This window comes from Sphingomonas sp. TX0543 (assembly GCF_048565505.1).
Classification (GTDB): Bacteria; Pseudomonadota; Alphaproteobacteria; order Sphingomonadales; family Sphingomonadaceae; genus Sphingomonas.
The window spans coordinates 939,789-954,038 of record NZ_JBLZUS010000002.1 but is presented as its reverse complement, the minus strand read 5'-3'; the positions used below and the strand labels follow the sequence as shown (position 1 = coordinate 954,038).

The 14,250-nt window shown below is 66.1% G+C and carries 12 protein-coding genes; 6 read left to right on the top strand and 6 right to left on the bottom strand.

What is annotated here, in order from left to right; all coding sequences use genetic code 11:
* The first annotated feature begins 15 nt into the window (after positions 1 to 15).
* Positions 16 to 1,629, top strand: a complete 1,614-nt coding sequence (locus tag ACM61V_RS05250) for a choline dehydrogenase (protein ID WP_419713864.1) — start codon at positions 16 to 18, stop codon at positions 1,627 to 1,629.
* Here ACM61V_RS05250 and ACM61V_RS05245 read toward each other — a convergent pair.
* On the bottom strand, positions 1,626 to 2,561 hold the full coding sequence (locus ACM61V_RS05245) for a right-handed parallel beta-helix repeat-containing protein (RefSeq protein ID WP_137787848.1): 936 nt from the start codon (positions 2,559 to 2,561) through the stop codon (positions 1,626 to 1,628). The genes ACM61V_RS05250 and ACM61V_RS05245 overlap by 4 nt on opposite strands.
* Positions 2,562 to 2,752: 191 nt before the next feature.
* Between ACM61V_RS05245 and ACM61V_RS05240 the strand changes: the two genes are divergently transcribed.
* Positions 2,753 to 4,177 (top strand): aldehyde dehydrogenase family protein, encoded by a 1,425-nt coding sequence (locus tag ACM61V_RS05240; protein ID WP_137787849.1) that lies wholly within the window; start codon positions 2,753 to 2,755, stop codon positions 4,175 to 4,177.
* Between the two features lie 66 nt (positions 4,178 to 4,243).
* A complete protein-coding gene (locus ACM61V_RS05235) occupies positions 4,244 to 4,543 on the top strand; it encodes an EthD family reductase (RefSeq protein ID WP_137787850.1) in 300 nt (99 codons plus the stop codon).
* Between the two features lie 36 nt (positions 4,544 to 4,579).
* Here the strand turns inward: ACM61V_RS05235 and ACM61V_RS05230 are convergent, their stop codons facing one another.
* Genes ACM61V_RS05230 through ACM61V_RS05220 form a run of 3 tightly spaced genes read right to left on the bottom strand, consistent with a single transcriptional unit; the run spans position 4,580 to position 10,917 of the window.
* Positions 4,580 to 8,698 (bottom strand): translocation/assembly module TamB domain-containing protein, encoded by a 4,119-nt coding sequence (locus ACM61V_RS05230; RefSeq protein ID WP_249341676.1) that lies wholly within the window; start codon positions 8,696 to 8,698, stop codon positions 4,580 to 4,582.
* Positions 8,695 to 10,650, bottom strand: coding sequence for an autotransporter assembly complex protein TamA (locus tag ACM61V_RS05225; RefSeq protein ID WP_419713863.1), 1,956 nt, complete (start codon positions 10,648 to 10,650; stop codon positions 8,695 to 8,697). Before ACM61V_RS05225 ends, ACM61V_RS05230 begins: the two co-directional genes overlap by 4 nt.
* Positions 10,651 to 10,704: 54 nt before the next feature.
* A complete protein-coding gene (locus tag ACM61V_RS05220; RefSeq protein WP_137787852.1) occupies positions 10,705 to 10,917 on the bottom strand; it encodes a hypothetical protein in 213 nt (70 codons plus the stop codon).
* Positions 10,918 to 11,032: 115 nt separating this feature from the next.
* Here ACM61V_RS05220 and ACM61V_RS05215 point away from each other — a divergent pair, with 115 nt between their 5' ends.
* On the top strand, positions 11,033 to 11,209 hold the full coding sequence (locus ACM61V_RS05215) for a hypothetical protein (RefSeq protein ID WP_171007647.1): 177 nt from the start codon (positions 11,033 to 11,035) through the stop codon (positions 11,207 to 11,209).
* A gap of 191 nt (positions 11,210 to 11,400) precedes the next feature.
* Here the strand turns inward: ACM61V_RS05215 and ACM61V_RS05210 are convergent, their stop codons facing one another.
* Positions 11,401 to 12,024 carry a S24 family peptidase gene (locus tag ACM61V_RS05210; protein WP_137787853.1) on the bottom strand — a complete coding sequence of 208 codons (624 nt, stop codon included), beginning with the start codon at positions 12,022 to 12,024 and terminating at the stop codon, positions 11,401 to 11,403.
* A gap of 259 nt (positions 12,025 to 12,283) precedes the next feature.
* Between ACM61V_RS05210 and ACM61V_RS05205 the strand changes: the two genes are divergently transcribed.
* Positions 12,284 to 12,598, top strand: a complete 315-nt coding sequence (locus ACM61V_RS05205; RefSeq protein ID WP_137787854.1) for a hypothetical protein — start codon at positions 12,284 to 12,286, stop codon at positions 12,596 to 12,598.
* A gap of 7 nt (positions 12,599 to 12,605) precedes the next feature.
* On the opposite strand, the gene ACM61V_RS05200 is transcribed toward ACM61V_RS05205, so the two are convergent.
* Positions 12,606 to 13,364, bottom strand: a complete 759-nt coding sequence (locus ACM61V_RS05200) for a competence/damage-inducible protein A (protein ID WP_137787956.1) — start codon at positions 13,362 to 13,364, stop codon at positions 12,606 to 12,608.
* A 53-nt stretch (positions 13,365 to 13,417) separates the two neighbouring features.
* Between ACM61V_RS05200 and map the strand changes: the two genes are divergently transcribed.
* Complete coding sequence (gene map, locus ACM61V_RS05195) at positions 13,418 to 14,245, top strand: type I methionyl aminopeptidase (RefSeq protein WP_137787955.1); 828 nt, start codon at positions 13,418 to 13,420, stop codon at positions 14,243 to 14,245.
* The last annotated feature ends 5 nt before the right edge of the window (positions 14,246 to 14,250 follow it).

Below are 14,250 nucleotides of genomic sequence, written 5' to 3'. Positions count from 1 at the left end.
TCAGGAGAGAATGACGTGGCAGGCTATGACTATGTCGTTATCGGCGGCGGCTCCGCGGGATGTGCGCTCGCGGCACGACTTTCCGAGGATCCGGCGGCTAGCGTCTGCCTGCTGGAGGCGGGCGGCGCGAACAAGGAGATGCTGGTGCGGATGCCCGCTGGCGTCGGCAATCTTATCAAGGCCAAGGGCAAGCACAACTGGGGCTTCTGGACGGAGCCGGAGCCGCATCTAGACAACCGCCGTCTGTGGTGGCCGCGCGGCAAAGGGCTCGGCGGATCGTCCGCGATCAATGGCATGGTCTATATGCGCGGTCATCCGCAGGACTATGACGAGTGGCGACAGCTCGGTCTCACGGGCTGGTCGTGGGATGACGTGCTTCCCTATTTCCGCCGTCTCGAAGGCCATCATCGGGGTGAGAGCGACGGGCTGCACGGCGCGGGCGGCCCGCTGATCGTTTCCGGCGGCGAGAATGACAGCCCGTTTCATGATGCGCTGATCGAGGCAGGCCGACAGGCCGGCTATCCGCTCACCGGCGATTTCAATGGCGCGGCGATGGAGGGGTTCGGCCGCTACGATCTGACGATCGCCAACGGCCGGCGCTGGTCCACCGCCGAGGCATATCTGCGTCCGGCAATGGAACGACGCAACCTTACGGTCATCACGGGCGCGCGCACAACGCGAATCGTGATCGAGAGCGGTCGCGCGATTGCGGTGGAATACGTCGCTGGCAATCAGCCCGCGCGCGTCGCGGTTGCGGGCGAAGCTCTTTTGTGCGCGGGCGCGGTGCAAAGCCCGCAGATCCTCCAGCTTTCCGGCATCGGCGATCCCGCACGCCTGAAAGATGCCGGCGTCCGCGCAGTTCACGACCTGCCTGGCGTCGGCGAGAATCTGCAAGACCATCTTGATGTCATCATGAACTGGCGCTGCCACGGCCTGACCACCGCCTATTCTGCGACGAAGGGACTGCGGCAGATCCGGATCGGTCTCGAATATCTGCTCCGTGGCACCGGCTATGGGCGGCAACAATTCCTTGAATCCGGCGCCTTCGTGAATTCGCGCGCCGGCTTGTCGCGCCCGGATATACAGATCCATGGCGTGCTCGCGATCATGCAGGATCATGGCAAGGTGCGCGTGAAGCAGGACGGCTTCTCGATGCATCTGTGCCAGCTTCGCCCGGAAAGTCGCGGCCGCGTGACGATCGCATCGGGCGATCCGCTGGCGGATCCGTTGATCTTTGCCAATTACCTGAGTCAGCCCGAGGACGTGCGCGTTATGCGCGAATGCGTGAAGATCGGGCGCGACGTGGCCTCACAGGCCGCGTTTGATCCCTATCGCGACGACGAGATCGCACCCGGCGCAAGCGTGCGCAGCGATGCCGAAATCGATGCCTGGGTCCGTCAGAAGTCGGAAACGATCTACCACCCGGTCGGCACGTGCAAGATGGGCGCCGATGGCGATCGGATGGCCGTGGTCGACGCGCAGCTCAGGGTGCGTGGGGTGGAGGGGCTACGCGTCGTCGATGCCTCGGTGATGCCAACTCTGGTGGGATCGAATACCAACGCGCCGACTATCATGATCGCGGAAAAGGCGGCGGATATGATCCGTCGGCGGGTGGCGCTCGCGGCCTAGGGCTTGCGATCCTCATAAGCGCGCACGCCGGGCCCCAGCCTGTTCGCTCCCAGCGCCAGCCGATCTCCGCTGACGTTGGCGACGAACGCCGGGCTCTTGCTCTGCCCCGGCGCAAGCGTGGCGACATTACCGGCGATGCGCAGGCCGGTGGCGGGGTATTTCCGCGCCTCGGCCGATACGACGATCATGCCTGTCCAATTCTCCTTGTTCGGCCCCTGCACGAAGGTGTTGCGCAGAATTTCGCCCGTTCCTCCTTCGGGCAGGTCGATCGCGTAATTGGTCTTGCGTCCCGCGCTGTCGTCAAAACTGTTGTCGTCGATGCGCAAATGCGGGGTGCGCAGCTTGACGTAATGGCCGCCGCGCCCGCGTTCGAAGCGCGAGTTGGTGACCGATATCTCGCCGGTGTTGGCGAGATAGATGGAATGCGCGCAATCAGGCGTCTCGTCGCACTGGCCGAGGCCGGAGAAGGTGGAGTGATCGATCAGGATCTGCGTGGCGTCGCCGGTCGCGCCCAGAATACCCTCCTGGCTATCCACGAACATGGAGTTGCGTACCGTAAGGTCGCCGATCTCGATGCGGATGCCCGCGCCGTTGCCATCCGGCACGCGGATGTTGCGAAAGACCAGGCCGTCCACAATCGAGGCTTTCCCGCGCAGCACCAGCGCGGCCTTGCCCTCGCACGCATTCTCGAAGATCGCCTTGCCCGGCTCCGTCGCCTTGAAGGTGACGCGCCCGGCCTGTTGAATCGCACATTCACGATAGATGCCAGGGGCGATCAGCACGGTGAGATCCTGCCCCCGCCGCGCCATCAGCGCATCCTGCAGGTGTGGAAAGCCCTGGCCCGTCTCCGCAATCGTGAACGGCGCCTGCGCGGGCGTCGCGGCGGCCGGCAGCAGCGGCGACAGGGCGAGGAGAGCAGCGTGACGGCGCATGCCGGAAGGTTCCTTTCATCGTACCGCGCTTTCTTGCGCGCGCTCAGGTGACGACGGAAGAGGCTTTGTCAGGCAACACGCGAACGTCCCGTCGCGGTACGGTTGGCGGGCGTCGCGTTTCCTGTTGCAACCTAATCGACGACAACGCATGAGCATACCGGAATCCCCAAACTTTGCTGGAGAGGCTCGTCATGGAAAGCTACCTGAAGCACTATATCGATGGCGCATGGGTGGAGAGCGATGGCGGACGGCGCCATGAGGTGATCGACCCGGCCACCGAGCAGCCGTGCACCGAAATCACGCTCGGGACCGCCGCCGATGTCGACAAGGCTGTCGCCGCCGCGCGCAAGGCCTTCGAGACCTGGTCGCAGACCAGCGTCGACGAGCGTGCCGCGATCCTCGAAAAGATTATCGCGGGCTACAAGGCGCGCATCCCCGATCTCGCCGCCGCGACCAGTCGCGAGATGGGTGCGCCGATCTCCTTCGCGAACATGGCGCAGGCCCCCGCAGGCCTCGGGCATTTCATGGGCACGCTGGCCGCGCTGCGCGCGTTCCAGTTTTCCGAACAGATCGGCGCCTCGCGCGTAGTTCACGAGCCGGTCGGTGTCGTTGCGATGATTACGCCGTGGAACTGGCCACTCAACCAGATCTGCGCGAAGGTCGCTCCCGCGCTCGCGGCGGGCAACACGATGATCCTGAAGCCATCGGAAGAGGCCCCCGCCAACGCGCTGATCTTTGCCGAAATCCTGCATGACGCGGGCGTTCCGGCCGGCGTGTTCAATCTGGTCAACGGGGATGGCCCGGGCGTGGGCGCGGCACTGTCTGCACACAAGGGCGTCGATATGGTGAGTTTCACCGGATCGACCCGCGCGGGCGTTGCCGTCGCCACTGCGGCCGCCGCGACGGTGAAGCGCGTCCATCAGGAGCTCGGCGGCAAGGCCCCGAACCTCGTGCTCGAGGGCGCGAAGCTGGAGGAAGTGCTCCCGCCGACGCTGGCCGGCGTGATCGCCAATACCGGGCAGAGCTGCATCGCGCCCACCCGTCTGCTTGTCCACAAGAGCCAGGCCGACGCCGCGACCGAGGTGGTCAAGGCGATCATGGATGCGACACAGGTCGGCAACCCCGAGGAGCAGGGCGCGCATATCGGCCCGGTCGTCAACAAGGCGCAGTTCGAGAAGATCCAGGGGCTGATCCAGTCCGCGCTCGACGAAGGCGCACGGCTTGTCACCGGCGGCACCGGCCGCCCCGACGGCCGTAATGCGGGCTATTTCGTCAAACCAACCGTGCTCGCGGACGTAACGCCGGAAATGCGCATCTATCGCGAGGAAACCTTCGGCCCGATCGCGACGATCACCACCTACGACGATCGCGATCAGGCGGTGGAGATGGCCAATGACACCGAATACGGCCTCTCCGCCACGATCTCCGGCGATCCGGCAGAAGCGGCGAAGATCGCGGGCAAGCTGCGCGCGGGGCTGGTGACGATAAACACCTGGGGCCCAACCCCGGGAACCGCGTTTGGCGGCTACAAGCAATCGGGTAACGGGCGCGAGGGCGGCAAGTTCGGGCTCACCGATTTCATGGAAGTCAAAACGATCGTCGGCGAACCAGCCTGAGCCTTCATCCCCACGGGGCGCCGCAATAAACGGCGCCCTTCTTTTTTGCTCGAAGGAGAGCACGGCATGATCGTATCGGTCGTCTATCCCAATCACGAAGGCGCGCGGTTCGACAGCGCTTATTATCGCGATCACCACGCCCAGTTGGCGGACGAGATCTGGAGCCCCGAGCGGATCGAATTGATCGAGGGTCAGCCGATGGGCGGGGTGCCGAGCCCGTTCGCGCTCATCGCGCATTTCCACTTCGCGTCGCCCGAGGCGCTTGGCGAGGCGATGGCCACGCCGCGGCGCGGAGAACTGCAGGCCGATGTCGCGAAGTTCACGGACATCACGCCGCAGGTGATGATCGGTACTAAGCTGGCGTGAGATCGGGGGGGGGGCGGCTCGCAGCCGCCCTGCCACTCAATAATCCTTGGAGACGCGCACATTGGCGCTTTGCCGCCCGAGGGTCGAGATGCTGGACAACAGCGACAGCCAGCGCGTCACCTGATATTCGATCCGCGTCGCGGAATAGCCCTGCCCATCGGTGATGATCTCCGCATAGAGCTTGCGCGTCACATATTTGCCCGCAGCGATCGATGTCTGTTGTCCGGCCTGCGGATCGGCAGGAAGGATGCGCAGCCGGTCAAGCCCGGCCGCGCGCCGGACCGCGTTGATCGGATTCAGCCCCCCGCTGCCATCCTTCAGCGCCGCCACCGCCGCCGCGAGCTGCAACGCCTCCGGCGCGGACAGGCTTGTGATCGACGTGCCGAAGAGAAGGCGCGAGAGCAGCTCGTCCTGCGGCAGCGCGGGCGTGCTGGTGAAGCTGATTTCCGGCTTTTGCGCGACACCGGTCACACGGATGGTGGCGTTCAGGTTCGTCGAATCCGCATTCGCCTCGATATCGAGAGCTGGGTTGGCCGGTACTTCTCCGCCGAACCGGATCACCCCGCGCGCCAGCTGGAATTCGCGGCCCGCGAATTCATAATTGCCCCGCACGAGATCGGCGCGGCCGGTGATCGCCGGGTTGTCCGGTGCGCCGCCGATCTTGAGGTCGGCTGACCATTCGCTCGACAGACCAAGGCCGCTGACCATCAACTGGCCCGGCGCTCGGGCGTGCACATCGAGCCGCCATGGCGTAGGGCGCGCTTCATCTTCCTCGCCGCCGCCCGGCAGGTTGATCTCGCGTACCTTGAGCGCTGGCACCGCGCTGGCCGCCGTCGCCTGCCCAAGCCGGTAGCGGCTGCGATCGAGCACAACATCGCCGGAAATCAGCCCGCCCGCCCCGCTCGAATGAAAGCGCAGCGGGCCAGTGACGGTCGCGGCGATATCGTCGCGGTTGATGAGCATCGCGCGGCGCGCGTCGAGCACCAGATCGAGACCGATCCCCGCATCGGTCGAAAAATCGAACTGGCCGCTACCGGTCACGCGCCCGCCCTTGCCAGCATCGGCGGCGAATTGCTGGATCTGGAGGCGCGATCCCTGGAAGGCCCCCGCCGCCTGAACGTTGGTGAGCACGGTTCCGGTCGTCGCGCTTTCGATCCGCGCACCGTTGGCGCGCAGCATCCCCCGGATCGAGGGATCGGACACGCGACCCGACACGTCCGCGCCGATCGCCACCGGGCCGGAGATCGCAAGCATCTCGACGCCGCTCAGCCGCCATAACGTATCGGCCGGCCCGTTGTAGCGCAGTTGCGCGGAAAGGCCCGCGCCCATCAGTCGCTGCGCTATATCGCCCTGTCCCAGCGGCGACAGCAGCGCCTGCGCGCGACCGATCGTCTGCCCGCCCGATGCCATCACGGCGCGGACCCCTGCCTTTTCGGCGGAGAGGACGCCCGCAATGCCGATGTCGATCGGCTTGGAGGAGGCGAACAGGCCGGCGCGGGTGAGGCCGCGCACCGTTAGATCCGCCCGCCCGTTCGGCGCGCCATCGCCGCGGATCGCATAATGCACGCTGCCCGACGCGCTGCCGCCAAGCGCGAGACCCGGATAGCCGATGTCGAGGAGCGACAACGGCATACGCGCAAGTGTCGCCTCGATCTCAGTGGAATCGTCCCCGAACTGGCCAGATAACGTCGCCTCGCCGCCCGCAAAGCCAAGTCGCATCGGCGCAAGCCGCCACGCATTGCCCGCTCGCGTAACCACCGCCGGCTCGAGCAGCTTAAGTTGCCGGCGATCTACCGTTCCCGCGGCGGTGATACGATAGCTGTCAGGCGTTACGGCGATGACGCTGCTGATATCAAAGGCCCGCCCGCGCGCCGCCGATATCTGTGCGCGAATCTCGCCTGTACCGCCACGCAGATGCGCATTGCCCGCAAAGCGCCCGATCGACAGCCTGCCGCGCTGAAATCCTCCGCCATTGGCGCTTGCTTCGATCGATGACCCCGCGGGATCAAGCAGCGCGACTAGATCGAGATGCGCGACACGCACCGAGACGCGATCCCCGAGTTTCGCTCGGCGTGCATCGATATGCGCCTCCACGCGCTGCACCGCGCCGGCCGGTCGGAGCAGGAGCTCTCCGGAAAGACCGCCGCCATCCAGCGCCAGCCGGCCGGCGAGACCGCCCTCGACGATATCGAGAGCGCCTACCGCACGCGTCCCGCTCACGTCGATCCGGGCGAAAGCGATCTGCGCGTTTCTGCCGGGCGGTAACAGGATATTTCCCGCCGCCTCGAACGGGCCGAGCCGCGACCCGCCGGCGGCGACGAAAGCGAAGCCGCCGACGCTTGGATCGAGATGCGCGCGCACCTGCCTCAGCCCCATCGCCTCGTTCGGGGCAGCCAGCACCAGATCGATCGTTGGCTTCTCGATCTGGCCATCGAGCTTTAGCGTCAGCGGGCCATAGCTTTTCTGAGTCCCACGCCCCTCGAAGACGAACGTGCCATCGCGGCGACGAAGCCCGGTGCCGACAAGGCGCAGCGACGGGGCGGTAAGAACGAGGTTGGTGAAATGCATCACCCCATCGGGCGTCCGCTCCAGCGCGGTCTGGATGCGCGGCAGCCCGCCTGCGATACCGCGGAAGAAGCCGTTGTCGAGCCGCACCATCCGCGCCTCCCCGCGTCCGATGACGCGGGTGCCATGGCCACCCGGCCCCGGCGCGACGCGCAGCACGGAGGCTACGTCCACCACGCCGAGCCCGGGGATGAGATAGCGCCCCAGTGCGCCGTTGACGCCGATCTGATACTGGCCGTTCGCCAGATCCAGCAACAGATTGACCCGCCCGGACAGCTTGTCTGACCTCACACGCAGATCGTCGCCGGTGACGAGGCGACTGGTGACGCGCAGCACGCCATCGACGGAAAGATTGCGCAATATGCCCCCGGCTACATCTCCCACGCCCGTCACACGCGCGGCGGTGAAATGCACCGGCAGGCCGAGCGGCGATCGGGAGAACCGCCCCTTCCCCGCCGCCCGCGCCTGTTCGAAACCGGTATCGTCAAAGGCGAAGCGGGTGGCGATGAGGCGGTAATCGAACGCGGCGGTGGCGAACGCACCCTCAAGCACGGCGCGCAGTTCCATGTCACGCGCCGTCATGTTCGGAAACAATGCGGCAGGTTTGAGCAGCCGCGCGCGGATGCGGACGTAACGAAACGCGCTGGCGCCGAGATCGATCGTGCCGGCAGTGTCGATCGCCAGCGCCGCGGACCGGAGCGCCAGATTGCCCGCCAGGCGCCGGTCGGTGAGCGTCGCGCCGCCGTTCACGGTGACGCGCGGCGCGGTGAGCCGTTGCAGTTTGCCGCCAAAAACCACCGAGGGGACGAGATCGCCCGTGAGCGTGTATGCGCCCTTCCGATTGCCGAGCGAGAGATCGATCACCCGCTCGCCGCCCGCATCGGCGCGCGCCTCGCCGTCCCACCTCGCCCAGCTTCCCGAGCCTGACACGTCAAGCCGCAGCGGCTTGCGAATGTCGGTGAGCCGCGCGAGCAGACCATCTTTCACGCCGCGCGCGCGGACGGCGATATCGAACCTGTCGCGATCCGGCTCGGCATCGATATTCAGCCGAAGCGCGTCGCTGCCCTCGATCACCGCCGACAGATCGACCATTGCGCGACCGGCGTGAATATCCGCCCGCCCCAGGATGCGGCCATAGCGCGCCACCCCCGTCACCCGCCGATCGACGATCATCCGGTCGACCGTCAGCCGGCCGATGCGGATATCGAAATCGGGGAGCAGCGGCCCCTGCTTCGCGCTGGGGCGGGTGCGCGGCCATTTGGCGAGAGTGGCGACAGGCACATCGAGCGCGGTGATGTCGAGCCTGTTGTTGAACCAGCGCAGCGGCGACCAATCCAGCCGTGCGACAGGCGCGGAAAATACCAGCCCATCGAGATCATGGACGCGCACGTCGCGCAGTATCGCGCGACCGTAAAGCGAGCCGTCGATCCGCCCCACCGTGAAACGCAGCCCGCTGGGCGTGCGCACCGCGGCGATGCGATCGGCGACCCAGCGATGGCCCATGTCGGTGTCGACGACCAGTATCGCGGCGGCGAAGATCGCCAGCGCCGCCGCTGCGATCCCTGCGATCCACCGGGTCGCACGCCTCAAAATGCCTGCCCCAGCGAGACGTACACGGCGACGCGCGAATCGCCCTTCTGCGGGTTTAGCGGCGTGCCGACATCCAGGCGGATCGGGCCGAAATTGGAATAATAGCGCACGCCTAATCCGGCGCCGTATTGCAGCGCAGTGAACTTGGGCAGCGGCGAGGTGTAGATGTTGCCGGCATCGAAGAACGGCACGATGCCGAAGCTGCCGCCGACCTTCAACCGCGCTTCGATCGAGAATTCCGTTAGACTGCGCCCGCCGATCGGATCGTTGTTTGGATCACGTGGGCCGATCGCCTGATAGCCGTAGCCGCGCACCGATGCGCCGCCGCCGGCATAGAAGCGCCGCGACGGCGCGATCGCGTCACGCGGGGCGCCGACGATCGTGCCGAGCCGTACCCGTCCGGCGAGCACCAGCTTGTCGGCGAGCGGCGTATAGGCGCTGGCGTCGATCTGGGTGCGGGCATAGCCGAACGCCTGACCGAGCAGCGACAGCTCCGGGCTGAGCCGGCCACCGAGCCGGTAGCCGGTGGTTGGGTTGAGGAGATCGTCCGAGCCGTCATAAACGAGGCTCAGCGGCAGCGCGGCGATATAATAGGTGCGGCGGCGCGGCTGCCCGGTGGAGGCGATCACGTCGCGTTCGTCTGTGCTGACCAGCTCCGCACCGATCGACCATGTCCACGCCTTCTGAAAAAAGATATTGGTCTGCCGCTCCAACGAGCCGGAGATCGAGAAGGTATCGGCGATATAGGCCAGCCGCTCGGTGTGAGAGAGCGCGACCTGCCCGGTCAGCACGCGATCGCGCCCCTCGAAATTGTTGCGGCGATAGGTGATCTGCGCAAGCTGTTCCTGAGTCCCAAGTACGCCGCGCAGAATGATCGCGCCTTCGGGGGGGAAGAAGTTGCGATGCGTCCAGCTTACCTCCGCGCGCGCCCCCTCACCGGTGCCATAGCCGAGTTCGCCCGCGATCGTGCGAGGTGGAGCTGGCTGAAGCGTGACATCCACATCGACGATATCGGGCGCGGCGCCCGGCACCGGCTTCACTACGGCACTGGAAACCAGGCTTGTCTGGATCAGCGCGCGCTTCAGATCATCGAGGCCGGGGGCGTAATATTGCTCGCCGGGCTGGAAGCGCGCGATCTCCTGCACATGCTTGGCGTCGAACACGCGATTGTTCGCGTTGACCCGGAAGCGCCCGAATCTGCGCGCGCGGCCGGGATCGACTTTCAGATCGAGCGTCGCGGTGCGCGCAGTGCGATCAACGGTAACCTCGGGATCGCCGATCTTGGCGAACGGGAAACCCTGTTTGCCGGCCTGTTCGGTCAACCGCGCCTGTGCCGCGGCGATCGCGTCGGCGTTGACGGGATCGTTCTGCTTGACGCCGAACGCATCAGTAAGCGCGGCCGACCTGTCGCCCGCCGCCGCCATCCCATCGATCGTCACGGTAGCGAGGCGATAAAGCTGGCCCGGTGTGGCGGACAGCACCACCACCGGCTTGCCGGCGCCGGCATCCACGCTGGTTTGAACGCGCGCGTCATAATAGCCCTCGCCGCGCAGGAGCGCGACAAGCAACGTGGCGTCCTCCCGCGCGCGCCGATCGAGCTGGGCGGCATTGGCCGGCTCCCCGTCATGCTGATCGAGCACCGAAAGTTCGGCGAAGCGCTGCCGCAGCAAGGAGGACGCAACGTTATCGATCCCCTCGATGCGATAAGCGTAGCGCGTTTCGGCAACAACGTTTGCCGCCTCGGGCGCGGTATCTGCCGGCGCCTTGGCGAGATCGGGCCACGCCACGCCAATATCGGGCATCGGTGAAAGCGGTGCGTTCGGATCGAGCATGTCGCTCGCGCCGACAGGCGGCGTGACCGAAAGCGTTTCGGGCATGGGTGTTCGTTGCTGTGCCGCGGCGGGCGGCACGGCGAGGATCGCGACCAGTAATGCGGCGCCTCGCCGAACCATCTCAGCCTGATAGCGCGCGATCCCGCCGCGCGACAATGGTGTCGCCGCTAGGCCCTAGTGAATCGTGCCCACCACGCGGTCAGCCGCGAGCAGCTCAACCAGCCGCTCGATCTGGCGCCAGTGACAGAAGTGGATGTGATTGCCGATATCCCTGCTGCGATCGGCGCGCGCGGCGGCCTCGTCGGCAGCGGCGCGGCCATGGGTGACGAGCAGCGCCTCGGCATCGGCGAGCGTCGTACGCCCGGCTACATAAGGGAAGTTTTCCATGCGGCGCTCCCATTGCGCGCGCGCCGCCTAAGACTCCGTTCGGAAAGAGCCTTTCCAAAGCGTTTAGCGATCCGGGCACTGGCATCGTGACGCGCGACATGCCAAGGCGCGAGCCATGCCAGCCGAAAAACCCGCACGCCCTTCCGCCGCCGGCGGCTTCCTGATCGCCAGCGGCGTGCTCGGCGGCGCGATCCTCGGCTTCGCCGCAGGTCAGCCAACGATTGGGTTGCTGATCGGGCTGACAATTGGGATCGGCGTGTCGATCGCGCTGTGGCTGAGGGATCGCGGCTAGGCGACCGCGGGCGCCGCAGTGCGGTACCCAGCGCATCTTCACCACCGGAACCAACCAATCGCGGCGCCGATCTGAAGCGCGACGATCATTAAGAGCTGCGTGGAAGACGGCTCGTTGCGGGTCTTGTGCCGGAACAAATGCCGCGCGATCAGCGCTCAAGCAAGACGGCGCCATTGTGACTATCGAGCGTCTTATTGCGGCATCCGCAACAAGAGCTTGACCCGCCCGATCGGCTGCACCGCCTCGGCCGAAACAGTGACAGGCGCATAGGCTGGATTGTCGCTCATCAGCGTGAGCATCCCCTGCTGGGCGATAACCCGTTTGACGAGCAGGTCGCCGTCCCGGCGCAACACGAGGATCGCGCCGGTTCGCCCCACGTTGCGGTCGCCGCCGTCCACCACCAGCCGGTCACCATCCAGGATCGTCGGCGCCATCGAATCGCCCCGCGCGGTAATGATCGAGGCGGTGCGCGGAGCGATGCCGACTGCCATAAGCGTTTCCGGCGAGAAGCGCTCGGGGCGCAGGCGGCGCTCACTGCCGGGATCCGCCCCCGCGCCGGCCGCCGCCGACACTGCGATCCATGGCACCTCGATCATTGCCGCGCCCGCCGCCGTGCCGCCGAGAACGCTCTCCTCCACGCCGAAAAAGGCGGCGAGCGTGCGACGATCATCTTCCGCCAGCCGCTTCGGTGAGCCGCGCCCGACGAACTGCTGGAGATAGGCGACGTTGCGCCCGAGCATCGTCGATAACGCAGCGAGGCTTGTGCCGCGTGCCTCGGCAAGTCGCACCAGCGCTTCGCGTGGGTTTTTGCTCATTCCCGACATTAGTCGCAGGAAATTTCCTGGACAAGTTGGAAATCATGAGAGAACAAAAAAGGAACAGAGAATCGGGAGTCGAGAACGATATGTCGCTACTGGCCAAAATCGATCGCTATTTGCGCCGCACCGGCATGGCGCCAACCACGTTCGGCCGACGCGCTGTCCGCGATCCGCGTCTGGTGGGCGACTTAAGGCTGGGGCGCACGCCTGGTCCGGGTGTTTCAGCGCGGGTCGACGCATTCATCGCGAGCAGCCAGTGAAGCGGGGGCCGGGCGTGGTCGCCCTGCTGGAACGGGCGCTGAGCAACTCGGCCGGACGGAGCGGCGCGAGCATCGCCTTTACCGATAGTCACGCGACGGAGTGGCACAGCGCGACCTTCTCCGGCATGCGCCACGAGATCGCCGGTGGCGCGCCGACGAGTGCGGCGCTGGACCAATGGCTGGCGGGTCTGAGGGAAGACACGCTGCCGATCCTGGGGCATCTGGTCGCCGATATCGCGGTGGCGTCAGTGCACCGGGCGCCAGCCCGCACCAGCTTCCGGCTGGAGGCGCTTACCGTGGCGGAGAGTTGACCGCCGCTCAGATTCCGCCGGGCACCGATTCGCGCCCGACCGCGGCAAGCGCCTCGGCCAGATCGGCGATGCAGCGATCGACCTGCGCCGAATCCGGCGAGCGGACCACGAAATTGGCGCCGGTCCTGCCCTCACGGAAGAAGGGGTAGCTGCCGATCGCGACGCCCGCATGGCTGCGCTCGATCCGGCCGAGCAGCTCCGCGACCTCGCTCTCGGCCACCCAGCAACCGAGCGTACCGCTCACTACCGGGCGGCCACCTTGCAGCGTGCCCGTCAGGGCGTCGAGCATCCCGGCCGTGATGCTGGGAACCCCGGCCATGATAAAGATATTGCCGCAGCGGATGCCGGGCGCGCCCGACATGCGATTCTCGATGAGGTCCGCCCCCTCCGGCACGCGCGCCATACGCAGGCGTGCATCGGTAATGCCGCCACGAGTGGCATAATAATTCTCCAGCACCGCGACCGCCTTTGGATGATGGACGACGCCTACACCCAGCGCCGCCGCGATCGCATCGACGGTGATGTCGTCATGCGTCGGCCCGATGCCCCCGGTGGTGAAAAGATAATCGTTGCGCGCACGCAGGGTGTTCACCGCCTCGACAATCGCTTCCTCGCGATCGGCGACGACACGAACCTCGGCGAGCCGGATGCCCTGCACGTTTAGCCACAGCGCGATCTGCGCGACGTTCTTGTCCTGCGTTCTGCCGGAGAGAATCTCGTCGCCGATCACGACGAGTGCGGCGGTCCAGATGCGTTCGTCAACCATGTGTTTCGGGGCATAGCCTCGCCAATCGGCGTTCGCCACGCTATATCGACATGATGACTGAATATGTGACTGTCAGCAGCGATGCGCCGCTGGGGCGCGATGGCGCGATCAAACTCCACGGGCGCGACGCATTCGACGGGATGCACAGGGCCGGACGTCTGGCGGCCGAAACGCTCGACATGATCGTGCCGCACATGGTGCCCGGCGTGACCACCGCCGAAATCGACCGGCTGATCCATGACTTCATCGTCAGCCGCGGCGGGGTCCCCGCAACGCTGGGGTATCGCGGCTATACGCACAGCTCGTGCATCTCGATCAACCATGTCGTCTGTCACGGTATCCCGGGCGAGAAGCCATTTAAGTCGGGCGATATCGTCAACGTCGATGTCACGCCCATCCTGGACGGCTGGCACGGCGATTCAAGCCGTATGTATCTGATTGGTGAGGTGCCGCTGAAGGCGAAACGGCTCGTCGACGTGACCTATGAATGCCTCATGCTCGGGATCGAGCAGGCAAGGCCCGGCAATCATATGGGTGATGTGGCGCACGCGATCCAGCGTCACGCGGAGGCGCATCGCTACGGTGTGGTTCGTGATTTCTGCGGTCATGGGGTGGGCCGCCTGTTTCACGATGCGCCGGAGGTCGTTCATGTCGGGCGCCCCGGGACCGGGCCTGAACTGCGCCCCGGCATGATCTTCACGATCGAGCCGATGATCAACATCGGGCGACCGGACGTGAAGCTGCTCGACGACGGCTGGACGGCCGTGACGCGCGACCGTTCGCTTTCCGCGCAGTTCGAGCATTCCATCGGCATCACCGAGGATGGTTGCGAGATCTTTACGCAATCGCCCGGTGGCCTGGATCAACCACCTTACGCGTGAGCGCG